Origin of the sequence: Nonomuraea sp. NPDC047897, assembly GCF_043204415.1 — a bacterium.
Lineage (GTDB): Bacteria > Actinomycetota > Actinomycetes > Streptosporangiales > Streptosporangiaceae > Nonomuraea.
Window position 1 is genome coordinate 248,624 of record NZ_JBIDCC010000003.1, and the last position, 17,588, is coordinate 266,211.

Sequence of the window (17,588 nt, forward strand, 5' to 3'; positions counted from 1 at the left end):
GAGCGCGCTGCTCGCCGTCGAAGGCGCGCCTGGGGAGGAAGCCCGTTCACTGCCTGCCGATGAAGAACAGCCAGAATTCGGGAGTGCCGACGATCCGTGCGAACATGGACCACCGCACCGTGGTGGTGGATTGGTCCGTCGCGCACTCGTACCCGTCGTCGGTCACCCGGAGCGTCGTGGGCACGCAGAGGTACGCGAGCTGTCGCCTGGCCATCCTGCGCGCCGACCAGATGAGCACGAACGGGAACACCACCGCCCCGGCCAGCAGGCCCGCGCCGAGGCCGATGGCACCGGCCAGCAGGCAGCTAACCGCCGACACGGTGAAGGCCACCGTGGGCACAGGCGTGGACCGTCCGACCGGCCCGGGCCGGTCGGACGGAACATCCGGGACGTCTCGTTCGTCCTCCGAGGTGTGACGAGCTCACCGGATCTCGACGAGCGGCTGCGCGACGCGGCAGCCCGCATGCAGCGGGCCGACCACCTGCGGCGGCTGGGCAAGGTCACCGCGGAGCGGATCCAGCAGGCCCGCCGCACCCTGGCCGACCTCGAACTGGAGGCGTCCCTGGAGGAGGACGACGTCGCCCGCCTGGAAGGCGGGCTGTCCGCCGTCCTGGCCCGCCTGCTGGGCAACCGCGAGCAACGGCTGGAACGCGAGCGGGCCGAGGCGGCCACCGCCAGGCAGCGGGCCGAGGACCACCGGGCCCGCCTGGCCGCGCTGGAGGCTGATGCGCGGGCGACCGCGGCCGAGCTGTCCGAGCTGGCGAGCGCCCCGGAGGAGTACACGGAGTTGCTGGCCGCGAAGGAGCACCGGCTCCTCAGGAGCGGTGACGCCTGCGCCCGCGAGCTGGCCGAGCTCGGCGCCGCCCTGGACCGGGTGACGGCCGATCTGCGTGAACACGCGGAGGCCCACCGGGCCGGAGCGGCCGCACACGACGCGCTCGGCCGGGTGCTGCGCCCGCTGAAGGCGGCCAGGGGCGCCTCCACGTGGGACCTGTTCGGCGGCGGTCTGATCGCCGACTCCATCGAGCACGACCGGCTGCGCGCCGCCGACGAGGCCGCCTGCCACGCCCAGCGGGCCCTGGACGTCTTCTCCCGCGAGCTCGCCGACGTCGGCGTCCCCACCCCTCCCCACCTGCCCAAGGTGGACACGCGGTGGTTCGTCGACACCTTCTTCGACAACATCGTCACCGACGTGATCAAGCACCAGCGCATCGAGAACACCCTCGGCGAAGTCGAGAAGACCGCCCGCTGGGTCCGCGACACGGGTGAGCATCTGAAGGCCCGCCACGCCGAACTGTCCGCCGAGCGTGCCCGGCTGCTGGCCCGGCGGGAGAACCTGCTGCATGGTTGAGGTCACGACGAGCGGGAGTCGTGGCAGGCGCGTGGGCGATCTCTTCAGTCGCTGCACCGCCTGACGGCCACCGTCCAGCCGGGCGTGCGGCTTCTTTGACCTCGGCCCAAGGTCATGTTCACCGCGGGCAGCTCCGGGGGCCGGCGCTCTGCCCGGCCCCGACGACCGTGACCTGGGTGGAGGGTTCCGGCGGGTGCGTCGCGGCGACGACCGTACAGACGATCTGGTCCACGGCCAGTGCCGACAGTTCGGCTGCCGGGGTGGCTACGGTCACCACCAGGCGGTCCACCCGTTCGGTGCTGACCGAGAACGGGGCGGCCTTGCGCGGGATGTCGGTGGTGAGCCCTTCCGCCTGTTCGCTCGGCGTGGGTCCCTCCGCCAGCAGCATGAGCGCGTTCGTTCGGGATGGCCCACGAGCGGATCGCCGCGTCACCGTGCTGAGCCGGCCGTCCTTCACCAGGTAGAGGGTGATCTTCCAGGTAGGTGCGACGGGTCCGCTCGGCGGGGCGCCCGCGGGGATGGCGTCGCTGGGTTGCACGCCGCAGCCGGCTACGGCGAGCAGCGATACCAGGCCCGCGGCGAGCACCAGGCGGGTGAGCCCGGGCCTCACTCGGGGCCTCCGTCCAGATCGCGCGGCAGGCGCAGCGTGAACCTGGCGCCGCCGTCCGGGACGTTGCTGACGGTGAGGTCGCCCCGGTGCAGGCGGGCGTTCTCGAGCGCGATGGAGAGGCCGAGGCCGCTGCCCTCGGACCTGGCCCTGGCCGCGCTGGCCTTGTAGAACCGGTCGAACACACGCGGCAGCACCGCCTCGTCCAGCCCCGGTCCGTGGTCGCGGACCTCGAGGGTGCCCCAGTACGGATCGGCGGCGAGCCGTACCGACACAGGAGGCTCGCCGTGGCGCAGGGCATTGCCGACCAGGTTCGCGAGGATGACGTCCACCCGGCGCGGGTCCAGCCGGGCCGTCACCCCGGCGGGAAGCTCGGTTTCGACCGACTCCGACCAGCCCCGGCTACGCAGGGTGGCGCGCACCAGCTCGGCCACGTCGACCTCGTTCAGCGCGAGGGCAGCGACGCCGGAGTCGAACCTGCTGATCTCGATGAGGTCGTTCACCAGCCCGGTGAGGTTGAGCGTCTCCTGGCTGACCAGCCGGGCGGCCCTGCCGGCGGGCTCGGGCAGGTGGGCCGCCTCCTCGTCGAGGACGTCGGCGACCGCGGCGAGCGCCGCCAGCGGGGTGCGCAACTCGTGGGAGACGTCGGCGACGAACCGTCGGGCGTCGGCCTCCATCTGCCGTAGCTGCTCGACGTGCCGTTCCAGCTCCGCGGCGGTGTTGTTGAACGTGCGTGCCACGTCGGCCAGTTCGTCGGAGCCGGTGACCGCGATCCTGGTCCGCAGCTCGCCCTCGCCCAGCAGGCGCGCCGCCCTGCCGAGCTCACGCACCGGGCGCAGCACGCCACGGGTGGCCAGCCATGCCAGCACGACCGCGAACGCCAGGCCCGCCCCGCCGGTGAGCCAGGCGAAGGTGGCGAGCCGGTCGATGCTGTGCTGTTCGGGCTGCAGGCTGTGCAGGACGTAGACCTCGATGCCGGACATCCGCGCCGTCCCGTCCGGCTCGGCGATCAGCAGCGGCGCGCCGATGAGCAGATAGGGCGCGCCCTGCCACACCACCACGCGTTGCCACGCGACATTGCCGCCGGCCACCTCGCGCCGCAGGGACAGTGGAAGCATCTCGGGATCCACGACCGGCCTGTTACCGCCCTGCCTGCGGAGCCCCGGCGGGTCGGCCGGCGGGTCGGCCGGCGCCGGGTCGCCTGTGGAGTACGCCCCGCGGTAGATGGCCATCGCGCGGAGGTTTCCTTCGGTCATCTGGTTGGCGATACCGCGGAGCTCGTCCGGGCCGGGCTCCGCACTCCGCAACGGGAAGAGCCTCTCCAGCCGGCTCTTCGTCGCCTGCACCGCGGCGTCCTGGGCTCGCTGGAGGATGTCGTTGCGGGCCTCGACGTAGATCGCGCCGGCCACCGCCGCCGCGGTGACCACGCTCAGCAGCGCGAACGCGGACAGCAGCCGCGCGCGCAGCCCCAGGCTCGGCCGAGGTGTCACCGGCGGCTCACACCGGCCCGAACCGGTACCCGAACCCACGCACCGTCTGCACATAGACGGGCGTCGCCGAGTCGTCCTCGATCTTGGCGCGCAACCGCTGGACGCACGCGTCCACGAGGCGGGAGTCGCCGAAGTACCCGTGCTCCCACACCGACTCCAGCAGCTGCTGGCGGCTGTGCACGCGGCCCGGCGTGGCGGACAGCTCGAGCAGGAGGCGCAGCTCGGTCGGGGCGAGGCTGACCGGCTCGCCGCGGTTGGCGACCAGCAGCCCGGCCCGGTCGATGGTCAGGTCGCCGTGCCGCTCCAGCTCCGCCTGATCCCGGCCGATGCGCCGGAGCACCGCGCGGATGCGCGCCTCGAGCACCCTGGGCTGCACCGGCTTGACCACGTAGTCGTCGGCGCCCGCCTCCAGCCCCGCCACCACGTCGATGTCGTCGCCGCGCGCCGTCAGCATGATGATCGGCACCTCCCAGGCGGCCCGGATGCGGCGGCAGACCTCGAAACCGTCCATCCCGGGCAGCATGAGATCGAGGACGACGACGTCGGGAAGGTCCGTACGCAGCCGGTCCAGCCCCTGCTCGCCGGACTCCACCGCGCGCACCCGGTGCCCGTGCCGGCTCAGGGCCAGTTCCAGGCCCTCCCTCACCGCGGGGTCGTCCTCGATCAACAACACTCGCGACACGCCGCCGAGTTTCACCGTACGCTCCGTAACTCGCCCGCCGGTCAACCCAATCTACTGTCGGCCGGCAGTGTTCTCGCGTCGTCAGCGCCGTGTCATGGTTGTGTCACGGTCTCCCCGGGCGGCGCAGCCGTCGAGAAACGGTGACGTTCGGCGGACAACCCGCGCGCATTCGCCGCCGACCGTTGTTCGTCATGAGCGAACCACGGACCATCCCATCTCGGCCCCGAGACCGGCTGTTCGCCGCGGTCACACTGGTGCTCGCGGTGCTCTTGCTGCCCGCGGCGTTCGTCCGCCGTCCCGGCCGCGCCCGCGAGCTGGCCTGCCGCTGGGCGTTGCGGTTGCGATTCCCCGCCGAGAACCTCACCGGGCTCACCGACGGCGCCCTGGCGGCGTTCACGGCGGCGCGCACCGAAGCACTGTGGCGTCACCGCCAGCTCATCGGCCTCACCTCGGGATACCGCGAGCCCCTCATCCAGCAGCGGATGTTCGACGAGGAGGTGCGCCGCTCCGGCTCCCCGGCCGCGGCCCGCATGCTCGTGCTCCCGCCCACGGAATCCAACCACGTCAAGGGCATCGCCCTGGACGTACGCCCGCACGAAGCGGCGCGCTGGCTCGAGGAACACGGCGCCCGCTACGACCTCTACCGCATCTACGACAACGAGTGGTGGCACTTCGAATACCGCCCGGAATGCGGCGGCACGCCACCACGACAGCGACCTCACCCCGGCGCCGGCTACGCGTGGTGCCGGCCGGACCACGGCTCCGGCGCGCGGCAGGACCAGCGCCTCGCCCCGCAGCCGTCGACGACGATCACAAATAGGGAGAATGCCTTGGTTGATGACGGAGTGTGGGACCGGCGTTCGCTGCTGCGGGGCGCCGCCGCGCTGGCCGGTGCGGCCGCGACAGCGCCGCTGTTGGGCGGGGCGGCCCCGGCACTGGCCGGCGGCGGTGACGCCGACGCGCTGTTCAAGGCGGGGAAATTCGAGCAGGCCGGCCGCGCGTATGAGGAGATTCTGAAAAAGGATCCCAAGAACCTGCTCGCGGCCCGCCGGCGCGGCTATGTCGGACTGCTGTCCAACCGGTTCCCCGACGCCGAGAAATACCTCAAGATGGCCCTCAAGCTGGCGCCCGACGACAAGGAAACCAACCAGCTCCTGGGCGACTGCTACATCCGGCAGGACAAGTTCGCCCTGTCCGCACCACACTGGAAAGCGGCCGGCGAAGAAAACTACGCCAAGTGGTTCGCGGCAGTCCGCGGCGAGGCGTATCAGGTCCACGGCGAGACCGCGCGAGTGCCGCTCCAGCAGATGGACCCGATGCCGCTGGTGGAGGCCTCGGTCAACGGCGGACCGACGAAGCGCTTCACGTTCTACACCGGCGCCCCGAATCTGAGCGTGCGCGCGTCGGTGGCCAAGGAGGCCGGGCTGCGCCCCGTCGCCAGTCAGAAGGCCGATTTCGGGGGCGGCACCGTATTGGCGTACTGGGGGATTCTGGACTCTTTCCAGCTGGGCGGTATCGAGCTGCGCAACATCCCCGTGAGCTGGTCGGCAACGGTGTCGGGCGAAGATGTCGGCACCGACAGCGACGGCCTGATCGGTATGTGGGTCTTCTATCACCTGCTGCCCACCTTCGACTACGCGGGCCGGCAGCTGATCCTGCGCCGCCGCACCCCCGAAACGGCCAGGAAGGCACGCGCCGCCGCCACACGGGCGGGCGCCGAACCCCTGCCGCTGTGGCTGGCCCGTGAGCAGTACCTGCACAGCACGGGCAGCTTCGCCGGCGCCGCCGGCTCCCGCACAGGGGTGGTGGGCGTGAACTTCGGCGGAGTCGGCGAGATCGCCGCGGGCGTGCGCGGGAGAACGGCCGAGCAGTTGGGGATCCGCACTGACTACGACCGCCAGATCGGGACTTCTGCCCAAAGCCATCCGGCCGTCGTCTACCCCTGCTACCCGAAGGAAATCCACCTCGGCAACGCCGTCGCCAAGGAGGTCTACTGCTACACGAACCCCAACCAGCCGGTCAACGTGCCCTGGCCCTACGGGACGGGGTTCGACTCGATGGGCTGGTTCTCCCACTGCTTCTGGAAGCCCTACAACATCACCGTCGACTTCACCGGCATGAACCTCTACATCGCCCGCGGCAAGGCCACCTGATCACCGCAGGGATGGTCGGCGGTTAGCTCAGATGCCGGGTGAAGAACCGGGCCGCGGCGTCTCCCGCGAACTGCGGGACGCCGGTGTGCCCGCCCATATTGGCCTCCAGGGTCTTCTCCTTCGAGCCGAAGGCGTCGAACAGGTCCAGGGCCGCCTGCCGGTCGTTCCCTTCGTCGTCCCACTGCAGCAGGACGTGCAGCGGAATGGTGACCTGGCGGGCCTCTTCGAACATGGTGCGAGGCACGAAACTCCCGGCGAACAGAACGGCGGCCGAGATGCGCGGCTCGACCACCGCCAGTCGGATGCCGATGGAGATCACTCCCCCCGAGTATCCGACCGGGCCGCCGATCTCGGGTAGCGAAAGGAGGGCGTCCAGGGTGGCCTGCCATTCCGGGGCCGCCTTTTCGACCAGCGGGAGGACGAGCCGGTCGATGATCTCCTCGTCGACCGGCTCGCCTGCCTCCAGCTCCCGGCGCAGGTCGGCTCGGGCCTGCTCGGCGACGGCGAAACGGGGCCGGTCACCGCCCCCGGGGAGCTCGATGGTGGCCGCGGCGAAGCCGTCCGCGGCCGAGCGCCGGGCCCGGGCCACCAGTCGGGGGCGCATCTGGTGCAGCCCGCCGGGGTGGCCGAGCAGGAGCAGCGGTGCCGGTGCGGATGCGGATCCGGGCGTCCACAGGATGCCGGGGATCTCGCCGAGGGTGAATTCGCGTTCGAGGAGGCCGTCGTCGAGGCGCTGCTCGGAAGTGAATCGCATGGTCGTGCCTTTCAGGAGTGCTCTTGAACGGCGCTCCCGGACGACCTATCGCCCGACCGTGACCCCGGAGGGGAGCACCCATGTCGATACTGCGTTCACGGGTACCACCTCCTCGTTATCTGGCACGGTCTCCAGAAAGCTAGCAGTGGGTCCGGGGCCGCGGTCGGCCGGGGTCGGCGCCCGCAGCAGCTTTGCGAGCCGGGCGACCTTCTTGAAGCGGCCGGTGTGGTAGATCCCGGCGACCGTTTCCAATCTTGCTCCCCGAAAGGGTCGTTTGCGAGATCGATTCTGGACTCTTCGTCCATTCTGGACGTATAGTCCAGAACATGGTGGAGACTGCCAAAGAAAGCACAGATCACCGAGTCCAGATGTGGGCGCCGGCATGCCAGGCCGTCGCGCTGCTGCTCGGCCCGTATGCCGAGGTGGTCCTGCACGACCCGGACACCGACCGAATCCTCGCGATCTGGAATCCGATGAGCTCCCGCGGCCCAGGGGACCCGTCACTGCTGGGCGAGCTGGACACGCTGGACCCATCCGCGCGGGACGTGTTCGGACCGTACGAGAAGCTGCTCGCCGACGGTCGGCGGCTGTCATCGGTCAGCGCCGTCCTGCGCGAGCCGGACGGCAAGGCCGCCGCGGTGCTGTGCGTCAACCTCGACCGCACACCGCTGGAGCAGGCCGTAGCCGTGTTGTCCGCGTTCGGCGCCCCGACGACGCCCCGGCCGGAGCCGCTGTTCGAGCAGGATTGGAACGAGCGCGTCCAGCACATCGTCGGCGCCTACGTGCGCGAGTGCGGCCGCCCGGTGGAGCGGTTGACCCGCGCCGACCGCCTGGCCGTCCTGGCCCGGCTGGAGGAGGCCAAGGTCTTCGCCGTGCGCCGCGCCACCCCCGTCGTCGCCGCCGCCCTACGGGTCTCCCGCTCCACCCTCTACGGCCTGCTGGCCGAACTCCGAGCACCCAGCACGAAGGACCACACGCCGTGACCCGCCTGCCCGACTTCCGCCTGGAAACCTACTTCTCCCGGTGGGAGTTCACCGCGCGCCATCACCTGACCGCCTCCGACGCGCAGACCATGACCCTCAGCGAGCTGCTCGCCCTGGCCGATGACCAGGACCGCGCCGCCTTTGAGAACCTTTCGCTGGGCTACACCGAGACCTACGGCGACCCCGCCCTGCGCGAGGCGATCGCCGGAACGTACGAGCAAGCTGACGCGGCCGACGTCATCTGCTTCGCCGGCGCAGAGGAGGCCCTCTACCTGGCGATGAACGTGCTGCTGGGCGCGGGCGACCACGCGGTGGTGGTGACCCCGAACTACCAGGCGGCCGAGACCGTCCCGCTCGCCCTGTGCGAGGTCACCGGCGTCGCCCTCGACCCGACCGGGACTGGGCAGTGACTCCTCCGCTCCCTGAAGGGAGCGGCTTCTCGCTAAGCCGCTTGCGCGGCCTGGCGAAGGGCAAGCCCTGCCCTCAGGATGTTGGTCGCCGCGTTCACGTCGGCGTGCGCGGTGTGCCCGCACGCCGTACAGGCGAACGCGGCCTGGGTGAGACGGTTCTCCTTCGCCACGTGCCCGCAGCGGGCGCACGTGCGGGAGGTGTTGCGGGGATCGACTGCGATCAGCTCTCGACCGGCGCTTTCAGCCTTGTGCGCGAGGATCGTCAGGAACACCCCCCAACCCGCGTCGAGAATCGAACGGTTCAGGCCGGCCTTGGCGGCGACGTTGCGGCCGGGCGCGTCGATCGTGCCGGACGCTGAACGGGTCATGTGGGTGATCCGCAGGTCCTCGTGCACGATCACGTCGTAGCCACGGACCAGGGCCAAGGCGGCCTTGTGCGCGTGGTCGAGGCGCTGCCGCCGGACCTTGGCGTGCAGCGCGGCGACACGGGCCACCGCCTTGCGACGACGCTTGGAGCCCCGCTTGTTGCGGGCGAGGTCGCGCTGCGCCGTCGCGAGACGATCGGCGGTCGCGGCGAGGTGACGCGGGTTGGCCAGATGCTCGCCGTCGCTCGTGGTGACCAGCGACGCCACCCCCAGGTCGACCCCCGCGACCGCACCCGTGACGGGCAGGGCCTCGGCGGGCACGTCGTCGCACGACAGGACGACGTACCAGCGGGAGCCTTCCCGCTTCACGTTGATCGTCTTCACCCGGCCCTTCACGGCCCGGTGCTGGTGCACCCGGACGTGGCCGACGCCCTGAAGGCGCACGAACGTCGCGGCCGGATGCTCGGGTTGGGAGTCCCACCGGCAGCCGTCGCCGTCCTTGGGCCACTCGACCGTGTCGAACCAGCCCCGGCCCTTGAAGCGCGGGTATCCGGGCGTCGCGCCTTTCCTGACGCGGTCGAAGAACGCGCCGAACGCCTTGTCCAACCGGCGCAGCGTGGCCTGCTGGGACGAGAACGACCAACGGGCCTGGTCCGCGTCGTAGGCGCGGATCTCCTTGAGCTGGGCCGACTGGTCGCCGTACCGGATCGACACCTTGGACCGCTTGTACGCCTCGCGCCGCTCCTCAAGCGCCGCGTTGTACAGGGCGCGGTGGTCGTCCAGGCACGCGGTGAGCGCGGCCCGCTGGTGCGCGGTCGCACGCATGAGGAACGTGTAAGACCTACGCACCGCCACCCGCCCTGGGTGCCCGCTCATACCGCGTCTCGATGTACCGCTGCACCCGTACCCGAGGTCGTACGCCGCGCCGGGGGACGTGCGCACCTGACGAGTCACACGATCACTATCCCAGCGTCATGTATCTAACGCACGATGAACGGACATCTCTGATGCCCGAATCTGACAGGTCAGGGCACACTCGGGCCTTGACAGCCCTCCCGCTCCCGATTCCCCCGACGGCTCAAGCCGCCGGTCCCCTCGGGAGGCTTTGATGGATGAGCAGGCGTTCCTGCTCGTGTGGGGTAAGCCGCAGGGCCGGACATCAGAAACGCGCGGTTCCTGAGCGTTGCGCGACCGTGTCGGACAGGTTTCCGGCTACTGGAGCGTGAAGGCCGTCAGCACCGCCGCGTGGTCGGAGGTCCAGGCGTTGTCCTTGTGGCCGGGGATCGGCGCGGGAGTGCCCTCGACCACCGCGGCCGAGCTCTGGACGCGCAGGCCGCCCTTGTAGTGGATGAAGTCGATGCGGTCCTGCGGCTCCGGCTCACCCTTGTGGGAGTCGTGCCCGTAGCCGCCGGTGAACGCGGTGTAGATCGGCGACCAGGTGATGCCGGGCTCGGCCACGGGGTCGGGGTGGGCGACGCGGAAGGAGTCCTTCAGTCCGGCCCGCTCGGGGACGACGGAGGTGGGCCATGCCACCGAGTCGTAGCCGCACTTCTTGGCGGCCGGCGTCCAGTCGAGGTGGGACGGGGCGTTGAAGTCACCCATGAGCAGGACGGGGGTGCGCCCGGCCGCGGCCAGGTCGCCCTGCATCGCCTTGATGACGCCCTCGATCTGCGCGGTACGGCCGGACTCGGCCTCCCTGGCCATGAGCCTGTCGACCGGGTACTTGCCGAAGCACGCGTCGTAGGGGCCGTAGGGGGTGTAGCCGAGGTGCACGTTCCACAGCGCCACCTCGCGACCGCGACGGTCGTCGACGCTGACCTTCACGTTGGTGGCGGGCAGCCCCGACTCCGACGGCAGCGGGCCGCGCGAGGTGATCGGATAGCGGCTGATGAAGCCGACGTCAGGTCCCGCCTGGTGGTAGTCCCAGCCGAGCGCCTCGCCCAGCTCCTTGGCCGAGGTTCCGCTGCTCTCCTGCACGCCGACCACGTCGATGTCGCGGTCGAGCAGGAACTTCAGTTGCTTCTCCCTGCCGCCGCGCACCTGGGTGCCGCCGTGCCACAGGTTCCAGCTGAGCGCCTTCAGCTCGGGCACGAGTGACGCGCCAGGCGGCCTGACCCGCACGCTGACCTGGGTCGTGGCGGTCTCACCCGCGGCGTTGGCGGCCTCGACGGTGGCGGTGACGGTCTTGGCGGAGGCGGAGGCGGGCGGGGTGCCGGTGACGGAGCCGTCCTGGCCGACGTCGAGCCAGTCGGGCCCGCTGACCTTGCGGAAGCCGGTCGCCGCCCCCCTGACCAGGCCGTGGACGGTCGCGCTGTAGGGGCTACCCGCGCGGGCGTTGCGCAGCGGGATCGACCCGGTGACGAAGTGAAGGGGTTCGCTGCTCACGATCCTCAGTTTGGCTGGATCGGCCAACCACTGGTAGCCGTCCTTGGCCAGCGCGTAGGCGACGTAGTCGCCCGGCTCGAGACCGTCGGTGTCGAGAGAGGCGGTGCCGCTGCCCTGTGGAACGTAGACCCACTTCAGCGAGGGGCCGACGTACTTCTGGTCGACGGGGCCGTTGCCCGGGTCGGTGTAGAGGCCGATCCAGTTCTTCGGGTCGGGTGCGGGGGTGGAGTAGCGGAGCTGGACGGGGTCGCCCGCCTTTACGGAGGCGGAGACGGGGGTCAGCGTGCCGTCGGGGGCGGCTGCGGTGAGGGAGACGGTGGCCAGGAGGGCGGCCGCGATGGAGAGAGTCCTGCGCATGGAGGAAGCATCCATGACCAGAGTAAAGCCCAGATGTACGCAAATTTGCCAGTTTCCCCTGTATTTACTTGGACAAGTGCGCACAGCTTGTCTGAACAAGCCCTGGTCGTCGTGTTCCTGCGTCCCGAATGGGCCGAGCGGATCGGTGCCGGCCGCGCAGCCCCCCGAACCCCTCGGCGGCCCCTACGAGGTGCTGGGCGATCGCGGGGTCGAGGAACGAGCGGACAGCCATTAGCGGTGGGGGATGTTCGAGCATGTCAGGACGGGTGTGCACGACTAACGGCGGTGAGCCGGCGTCGGCCTGACTGGCGGGAGAGTCTGGCGCAATAACGCGACCTTGAGTGTTTCCGCAGGTCGCGGTGACCATCTGCGCCATGATCCATCTCACCGCTCATGGCTGCCCCTCGGGCAGGCCGTCGATCGCGCCTGGATATTGGCACGAGCACTTCTGGCACAGGCGGACATCAGCGAAGGCACAGCCCTGTTGGCCAACGTGACACCGGCCGCCGGAACGTTCTTCCCGCTCATGCTGGACGATGCCCAGCCGGAACCCGCGAGCGAGCGATCGTGGCAGGTCGCGCTTGGGCGCATAGGCCACCCCCTCCCGGCGCCGCACCACCACCCAATGCGACTCCGCCGGACGCGGCGAGGCATACCCGGCGCCACGTCCTCGCGCAGCTCCAGACACCGCCGTGCATGCTTCACCACCGGGGGCGGCACCTCGCGGGCCTTGGCGAACCGGCCCAGCCGCTGAAAACACTTCAGCGCGAGCGTCAACGCCAGCAGGTGCTCATCGGTGTCGGTCTTCTCCCGCGCCCACGCCATCCCCTCCTGCGAGGGGGAGCAGAAGAGGGTACAGCTCGCGGGTCACCATCAAGCACGGGAACACCCGACAAGCGGTCCGCACGACTGACGTCACCGCACGTGCCTCCCGGCTCACCCGGCGAAACTTGCGGGAATTCAGCCTTCTCGCAAGTTGTCTGCATCATCGTGGCGCGCAACAGATCAGATTTTCTGTTTTCTATTTTCTGGAAAACCAGTAATGCTATCGTGGTGCTGTGACGGAAGAGACGGTTGTGGTGACGCCGTGTAGGCACTGTGGATCGCCGATCGAGCAGCGGCGGGGGAGGGGGCGGCCCAAGGCGTACTGTCCTGAGGGCGACTGTCAGGCGACCGCCAAGCGGGAGCGCGAGATGCGGCGGGCGACCCCGGGGCTGGAGGGGGCGCTGGCCAGGGCCGAGCAGTTGTACGAACGGATGGAGAGCGGGCTGGCGGCGGCCATCGAGCCGCTGGCCCGGGCGCTGGCCGAGGAGCTGAGCCCGGCGGGGGTGGAGGCCAAGCTCAGCGCGGTCCAGGCGGAGGCGCACACGCGGGTGGCGATCGCCCGTACCGAGCGGGAGCAGGCCTTCGAGCAGGTACGGCTGGCACGGGAGGCCGCCGAGCACGCGCGCAGGGAAGCCGCTGAGATGCGGCTGCGGGTGGAGGAGGCCCAAGCCGAGCGGGACGACGCGCTGAGCGATGCCGAGAGAGCGCGCGAGCAGGCGTTGGCCGCCCTGCGCGAGGCCGCCAGCACCGAGCGGCAGGCGTTGCAGAACGCCGAGGAAGCGGCGCGGCGGGCCAAGCTGGCCGAGCGGCGCGCGGACGACGCGGCGCGACGGGCCGAGCAGGCGGAGACAGGCAGGGACCAGGCGGCCCGCGAGCTCGCCGAACGGGTCTCGGAGGCCGAGGCCCGGATCCGGCAGGCACAGGAGCGGGCTGAGCAGGCCGCCGAGGAGGCCGTACGGGCGCGGGCCGAACGTGATCAGGCGCGCGAGGAGGTGACGGGGGCCGTACGGGTTCGGCAGGAGGCCGAACGTGACGTCGCTGCCGCGCAGGCCAGGGCGGAGGCTGCCGCCCAGGAACGTGACCGGGCCGTATCCCGCGCCGAGAACGCCGCGCGGGCGGCGGCGGAGGCGGAACGGGACCGCGCCCTGGCACTCAACGAGGCCGAACAGGCCCGCGAGAACGCGGCCGAGCAGGCGCGGCTGGCACGTGACGCGGCCGGCACGGAGGTCGCGCAGGTACGCAAGGCCGCCGAGGCGGAGGTCGCGCAGGTACGCGAGGCCGCTGAGGCGGAGGTCGCGCTGGCCAGGCGGGAGCAGGAGAGCGCGACCCGTGAGCTGGTCGAGCTGGCCGGGCGCCTGGCGGACCTGGAACGGCAAGCCGCCGAGGCCGGTTCGCGTGAGGCCGCGCAGGCGGCCGAGGCCGTGGCCGCCGAACGAGCGCGGGCCGACGCGCTGGCGGGCGAGCGCGATGAGTTGCGCGTGGAGTTGCGACTGGAGCGGGCACGGCTGGATGACGTCCGGGCTCAGCTCGACGCCGCGCGGGCCGAGGCGGCCGAACTGCGGGAGCGGGCGGTGGCGGCGGAACTACGCTCACGTTGAGCGTTCCGGCCGTCGGGCCGCCGCCCGCGCCCACCTTCAGGAGCGATGACCCCCTTCGGGTGACTCCCAGAAGATCGCGCTCAAGGCGGTCATGTCCCGCATCCGCGGGCTGCTCACCCCTCGACGTGCTCGGCGATCTCCTCCTCGACCAGGTCGGCGAGCCGTGTCTCACACACGGTGTACTCGCGGATCCCGTCGTTCTCCTCGTACGGCTCGATGCCGTCGCCGAAGCGGCGCCGCACCGTCTCCGGCGCCGGTCGATCAGCAGATGCCGCACATCGAGCGCGTCATCGACCGAGGAGATCTGCCGCACCGTGGTGGGCTGAACCGTGGTGAGCTGAACCGTGGTGAGCTGATCGGCGAGGCCGAGACCGCCGCCGGCAAGGAGCGGGCCCGCCAGCACCCCAAGCTGGCCCGGCATTCGGCCACGCTCATCGGGACGGCCAAGACCGCCGACAACCGAGCACCCGCCGGCCGTCCGTCGACCGGGACATCCGTGACCGTCCGCCTGCCGTAGCTGTGCACCCGACCGGTCAGCGCCCCGCACACCGGGCACGGCACCGGCTCATCCCGCGTCCGGGCCACGACCCGGATGAGGTCATCCTCGTCCTCTACTGCCTCGATGACCAGGGCTGACAGCCCCGCAAACACCACACTCGTGAACTACGCGGCATAACGTTGCCGAATACGGCGAGCTCGCGTAGTCACGGGGAAGCTACCTGGCGGCTGGCACATGTTCGGGAGCGGGGAGGGCCCTGACGCTCAGCGCATCGAGGATCTCATCGCGCTGCTGACCTCGGCGGGGGAGTGCTGAGGTCGAGACAGTTACCGCTCCCGGACTGCGTAGGTCAGGTGGGTCACCCGCTGCGTCGGCTCCCCGCGGACCTGCTCCAGGGCCACTCGGCCCGCGTCCACGCCCTTGAACAGGCGGATTCCGGAGCCGAACAGCACGGGTGAGAGCGCGATCGAGAACTCGTCGACCAGGCCGGCGTTCACGTACTCCAGGATCGTCGCGCCGCCGCCCGCGATGCGGACGTCTCGGTCGCCGGCGGCATCTCGGGCCTGGTCGAGCGCGCTCTCGATGCCGTCGTTGACGAAGTGGAAGGTGGTCCCACCCGGCCGCTCCCAGGGGTCACGCTTCTCGTGCGTCACGACGAACACCGGCGTGTGGAACGGTGCCTCCTCCGGCCACATCTGCTCGCCGGCGTCGAACATGCGCTTGCCCATCACGCTCGCGCCGGTGCGCTCGAACGTCTCCCGCACGATGTCGTTGTCACGCCCTTCCTCACCGCCCTCGCCGAGCTTCAGGTTCTCCCGGAAGAACCGCTGTGGGAAGATCCATCGCTGCAGTTCCATCCACTGCCGCCCCATCAAATCCCCGAGGGACTCGGGTGCGATGAAACCGTCCAGCGACATCGACACGCTGAAGAACACCTTGCCGGCCATCAGCCCTCAGCTCCCTTCCGAACGATCTCGGTGACGTAGGCAGCCAGGTTGCTCAGGGTCTGCCGGCCGCCCTCGATCGCGTGGTATTTCGCAACCGCTTCGTCGCGCAGCTCCTTGGTGCGGAACACCGTGCGCATCTCGATCCGGGTCGCCGCCCCATCGGGCGCGAACGCGAGGACCGACTCGAAGGCGTTCGGGTCGCCGCGGTATTCGCCGTGCAGCAGCGCGATCCCCTCCGGCGGGACGATCTCGGTCCAGGTGATCCACTCCTGGTAGTCCGTCCCGTCCGGCCCGTGCATCACGAAGTCCCACTCACCGCCGACGCGGAACTCGAAGGACCGCGTGGTGGTGGTGAACCCCTCCGGCCCCCACCACCGCGACAGGTGCCGCACCTCGGTGAACGCCTCGAACACCAGCTCCCGTGGGGCGTCGATGACCCGGGAGATCACAATCTCGCGGTCGGCCGTCGCAGACTGCACCGGCGCTCCTTGTCCCGTTTCGCTCATCAGCTACTTCCTTCCTGACTTGCCTGCTTGAGGTCCTGCACGTACTCGGCCAGCCGGTCGAAGCTCTCGTTCCAGAACCGCTCGAACCCGCCGGTCCACTCGTGGACCGGTCGCAGCCCGCGGGCGTCCAGGCCGTACAGGCGCTGTTTGCCGGCCTTGCGGTCCCGCACCAGCCCGACCTCCCGGAGCACCCGCAGGTGTTTGGACGCCCGCGGCTGGGTCATCCCCAGCTCCTGGGCCAACTCGGTCACCGGCCGCTCACCCGCCCGCAGCAGTATCAGGATCTCCCGGCGCTGCGGCTCGGCGATCGCGTTGAAGACGTCCGACGTCGTCGCTGCTCGTGCCATGGGCGCCATCATATGCCGATATCGGCATGCGTCAATCCAGGGGAATCAGGCGGGCCTTGTCAGATGACGATCGTGACCCTTGCCAGCGGCTGCGGAAACGTTCCCAGTCGCCGTCCAGCAGCGTCCACGCCGCGATCAGCTCCTCCGGCTCCCACTCCCGACGCACCCGAACCCACTCTTCACCCGACCGCCCACCAAAACGATCAGGAACCGCAATCAAGATCTCTCACCCGGCTACCTGGCGGCTGGGGACATGTTCGGGAGCGGAGGGCCGTGAAGGAGCGGGGTCCCGCTCCTTCACCGCATCACTGACCGCTACCAGGGCAGCGGGCCGTCCTCACTGAAGAACCCGGCGGTCGGGCCGTTCGGGCCGAGCGTGGCCAGGCGTACCACGACCGCGGCGCCCTGCGCGGGGGTGAGGTGCCCGGTGTGGTTGTTGCTGTCGGTGTCGACATATCCGGGGGCGGCGGCGTTGACGAGAATGCCGTCCTTACGCAGCTCATTGGCGTACTGCACGGTCAGCGCGTTCAGTGCGCTCTTGGACGGCGTGTACGCGGCCGACGGCAGCAGCGCCGCGAAAGGGCCGTCCGGGTCACTGGTGAGGGTCAGCGACCCGGCGTGACTGCTGACGTTGACGATGCGCGGCAGCGGGGACCGCCGCAGCAGCGGGAGCATGGCGTTGATCACCGCGATCACTCCGAAGACATTGGTCTCGAAGACCGCCCGGACCATGTCCAGGTCCACGGAGCTTGGGATCTGATCGTGGGCGTCCGCGGGCGAGACCTGCCCGGAACCGGTGACGCCCGCGTTGTTGATCAGCACGTCGAGGTGACCGAAGCGCTCCTCGACCCACCTCGCGGCCTCCTGGACGGTGGTCGGGTCGGTGACGTCCAGGGTGATCGTGTGCGCGTCACCACCCGCCGCACGCATCGCCGCGGCGGCTTCCTCGCCGCGCTGCGGGTCTCTGGCGCCGATGAGGACCGTCATGCCCATCCTGGCGAGTTGCTCGGCGGTCGCGCGACCGATCCCCTTGTTCGCCCCGGTGATCATTGCCACCTTCTGCGTGGTGTGCTCTTTCATGACCAAGCCCCTGTTCGATGGATTTCTGTTCGGTGGCGTCGCGTGCCGCACGGGTCGTTCGCGCGCCGTCCTGGCGAACAGGAGATGCCGGTGACCCGCCCCGTGTGACAGCACGGCCATGTGACGTACGCCACCGATCGGGGACGTAACGAAGCGATCGTGACCGGCATCTGGTGCGTGTGGCACGGTCGATGACCAACAGGCGGGAGCCAGCCACGAGCGAGCGCGGCGAGCCGACGACGGACGCGG

18 protein-coding genes and 1 pseudogene are annotated in these 17,588 nt (G+C 70.4%); 5 read left to right on the forward strand and 14 right to left on the reverse strand.

Annotation, left to right across the window (positions count from 1 at the left end; genetic code table 11):
- Positions 1-46 precede the first annotated feature (46 nt).
- Positions 47-340 (reverse strand): YcxB family protein, encoded by a 294-nt coding sequence (locus ACGF0J_RS08045; RefSeq protein WP_393143189.1) that lies wholly within the window; start codon positions 338-340, stop codon positions 47-49.
- A 72-nt stretch (positions 341-412) separates the two neighbouring features.
- On the opposite strand from ACGF0J_RS08045, the gene ACGF0J_RS08050 reads away from it, so the two are divergent.
- Entirely contained in the window at positions 413-1,351 is a 939-nt protein-coding gene (locus tag ACGF0J_RS08050; RefSeq protein WP_393143191.1) for a hypothetical protein, read from the forward strand.
- A 118-nt stretch (positions 1,352-1,469) separates the two neighbouring features.
- Here ACGF0J_RS08050 and ACGF0J_RS08055 read toward each other — a convergent pair whose 3' ends face one another.
- Genes ACGF0J_RS08055 through ACGF0J_RS08065 form a run of 3 tightly spaced genes read right to left on the reverse strand, consistent with a single transcriptional unit; the run spans position 1,470 to position 4,130 of the window.
- Positions 1,470-1,961: a hypothetical protein gene (locus ACGF0J_RS08055; RefSeq protein ID WP_393143194.1), complete on the reverse strand. Its 492-nt coding sequence runs from the start codon at positions 1,959-1,961 to the stop codon at positions 1,470-1,472.
- Positions 1,958-3,448 (reverse strand): ATP-binding protein, encoded by a 1,491-nt coding sequence (locus ACGF0J_RS08060; protein ID WP_393143197.1) that lies wholly within the window; start codon positions 3,446-3,448, stop codon positions 1,958-1,960. The genes ACGF0J_RS08055 and ACGF0J_RS08060 overlap by 4 nt, the downstream gene beginning before the upstream one ends.
- Positions 3,449-3,455: 7 nt before the next feature.
- A complete protein-coding gene (locus ACGF0J_RS08065) occupies positions 3,456-4,130 on the reverse strand; it encodes a response regulator (protein WP_393143199.1) in 675 nt (224 codons plus the stop codon).
- Positions 4,131-4,321: 191 nt separating this feature from the next.
- Between ACGF0J_RS08065 and vanY-N the strand changes: the two genes are divergently transcribed.
- Positions 4,322-6,283 (forward strand): D,D-peptidase/D,D-carboxypeptidase VanY-N, encoded by a 1,962-nt coding sequence (gene vanY-N, locus ACGF0J_RS08070; protein ID WP_393143201.1) that lies wholly within the window; start codon positions 4,322-4,324, stop codon positions 6,281-6,283.
- A 22-nt stretch (positions 6,284-6,305) separates the two neighbouring features.
- Here the strand turns inward: vanY-N and ACGF0J_RS08075 are convergent, their stop codons facing one another.
- Positions 6,306-7,037 carry an alpha/beta hydrolase gene (locus ACGF0J_RS08075; protein WP_393143203.1) on the reverse strand — a complete coding sequence of 244 codons (732 nt, stop codon included), beginning with the start codon at positions 7,035-7,037 and terminating at the stop codon, positions 6,306-6,308.
- 368 nt (positions 7,038-7,405) lie between these two features.
- Between ACGF0J_RS08075 and ACGF0J_RS08080 the strand changes: the two genes are divergently transcribed.
- Together ACGF0J_RS08080 and ACGF0J_RS08085 are read left to right on the forward strand one after the other, a co-directional pair.
- Entirely contained in the window at positions 7,406-8,020 is a 615-nt protein-coding gene (locus ACGF0J_RS08080) for a transcriptional regulator (RefSeq protein WP_393143205.1), read from the forward strand.
- Complete coding sequence (locus ACGF0J_RS08085) at positions 8,017-8,430, forward strand: aminotransferase class I/II-fold pyridoxal phosphate-dependent enzyme (protein WP_393143207.1); 414 nt, start codon at positions 8,017-8,019, stop codon at positions 8,428-8,430. Before ACGF0J_RS08080 ends, ACGF0J_RS08085 begins: the two co-directional genes overlap by 4 nt.
- A 32-nt stretch (positions 8,431-8,462) precedes the next feature.
- Here ACGF0J_RS08085 and ACGF0J_RS08090 read toward each other — a convergent pair whose 3' ends face one another.
- The 3 genes and pseudogenes from ACGF0J_RS08090 to ACGF0J_RS08100 form a co-directional block, all read right to left on the reverse strand.
- Positions 8,463-9,671, reverse strand: coding sequence for an RNA-guided endonuclease InsQ/TnpB family protein (locus ACGF0J_RS08090; protein ID WP_393143209.1), 1,209 nt, complete (start codon positions 9,669-9,671; stop codon positions 8,463-8,465).
- Positions 9,672-10,007: 336 nt separating this feature from the next.
- Positions 10,008-11,537 (reverse strand): endonuclease/exonuclease/phosphatase family protein, encoded by a 1,530-nt coding sequence (locus ACGF0J_RS08095; protein WP_393143212.1) that lies wholly within the window; start codon positions 11,535-11,537, stop codon positions 10,008-10,010.
- 384 nt (positions 11,538-11,921) lie between these two features.
- Positions 11,922-12,368 (reverse strand): annotated as a pseudogene (locus tag ACGF0J_RS08100) (hypothetical protein); the annotation flags it as partial.
- 362 nt (positions 12,369-12,730) lie between these two features.
- Here ACGF0J_RS08100 and ACGF0J_RS08105 point away from each other — a divergent pair.
- A complete protein-coding gene (locus ACGF0J_RS08105) occupies positions 12,731-13,960 on the forward strand; it encodes a hypothetical protein (protein ID WP_393143214.1) in 1,230 nt (409 codons plus the stop codon).
- Positions 13,961-14,073: 113 nt separating this feature from the next.
- Here ACGF0J_RS08105 and ACGF0J_RS08110 read toward each other — a convergent pair whose 3' ends face one another.
- The 6 genes from ACGF0J_RS08110 to ACGF0J_RS08135 all read right to left on the reverse strand — a co-directional run bounded on the left by ACGF0J_RS08110 (position 14,074) and on the right by ACGF0J_RS08135 (position 17,339).
- Positions 14,074-14,202 carry a hypothetical protein gene (locus ACGF0J_RS08110; protein ID WP_393143216.1) on the reverse strand — a complete coding sequence of 43 codons (129 nt, stop codon included), beginning with the start codon at positions 14,200-14,202 and terminating at the stop codon, positions 14,074-14,076.
- A gap of 19 nt (positions 14,203-14,221) precedes the next feature.
- Positions 14,222-14,614: a transposase family protein gene (locus tag ACGF0J_RS08115; protein WP_393143218.1), complete on the reverse strand. Its 393-nt coding sequence runs from the start codon at positions 14,612-14,614 to the stop codon at positions 14,222-14,224.
- 171 nt (positions 14,615-14,785) lie between these two features.
- Entirely contained in the window at positions 14,786-15,406 is a 621-nt protein-coding gene (locus tag ACGF0J_RS08120) for a dihydrofolate reductase family protein (RefSeq protein WP_393143220.1), read from the reverse strand.
- Positions 15,406-15,885, reverse strand: coding sequence for an SRPBCC family protein (locus tag ACGF0J_RS08125; protein ID WP_393143222.1), 480 nt, complete (start codon positions 15,883-15,885; stop codon positions 15,406-15,408). Before ACGF0J_RS08125 ends, ACGF0J_RS08120 begins: the two co-directional genes overlap by 1 nt.
- A gap of 26 nt (positions 15,886-15,911) precedes the next feature.
- The gene (locus ACGF0J_RS08130) at positions 15,912-16,259 is read right to left on the reverse strand and encodes an ArsR/SmtB family transcription factor (protein WP_393143224.1); all 348 of its coding nucleotides are present in this window, start codon (positions 16,257-16,259) and stop codon (positions 15,912-15,914) included.
- Between the two features lie 315 nt (positions 16,260-16,574).
- Positions 16,575-17,339 (reverse strand): SDR family NAD(P)-dependent oxidoreductase, encoded by a 765-nt coding sequence (locus tag ACGF0J_RS08135; RefSeq protein WP_393143226.1) that lies wholly within the window; start codon positions 17,337-17,339, stop codon positions 16,575-16,577.
- Positions 17,340-17,588: the final 249 nt, after the last annotated feature.

What these genes read in the sequence shown, in the direction of transcription:
- vanY-N (WP_393143201.1), top strand. Translation starts at nt 4,322, where the DNA reads ATGAGCGAACCACGGACCATCCCATCTCGGCCCCGAGACCGGCTGTTC.
- ACGF0J_RS08075 (WP_393143203.1), bottom strand. Translation starts at nt 7,037, where the DNA reads ATGCGATTCACTTCCGAGCAGCGCCTCGACGACGGCCTCCTCGAACGC.
- ACGF0J_RS08080 (WP_393143205.1), top strand. Translation starts at nt 7,406, where the DNA reads ATGTGGGCGCCGGCATGCCAGGCCGTCGCGCTGCTGCTCGGCCCGTAT.
- ACGF0J_RS08090 (WP_393143209.1), bottom strand. Translation starts at nt 9,671, where the DNA reads ATGAGCGGGCACCCAGGGCGGGTGGCGGTGCGTAGGTCTTACACGTTC.
- ACGF0J_RS08095 (WP_393143212.1), bottom strand. Translation starts at nt 11,537, where the DNA reads ATGCGCAGGACTCTCTCCATCGCGGCCGCCCTCCTGGCCACCGTCTCC.
- ACGF0J_RS08105 (WP_393143214.1), top strand. Translation starts at nt 12,731, where the DNA reads ATGCGGCGGGCGACCCCGGGGCTGGAGGGGGCGCTGGCCAGGGCCGAG.
- ACGF0J_RS08120 (WP_393143220.1), bottom strand. Translation starts at nt 15,406, where the DNA reads ATGGCCGGCAAGGTGTTCTTCAGCGTGTCGATGTCGCTGGACGGTTTC.
- ACGF0J_RS08130 (WP_393143224.1), bottom strand. Translation starts at nt 16,259, where the DNA reads ATGGCACGAGCAGCGACGACGTCGGACGTCTTCAACGCGATCGCCGAG.
- ACGF0J_RS08135 (WP_393143226.1), bottom strand. Translation starts at nt 17,339, where the DNA reads ATGAAAGAGCACACCACGCAGAAGGTGGCAATGATCACCGGGGCGAAC.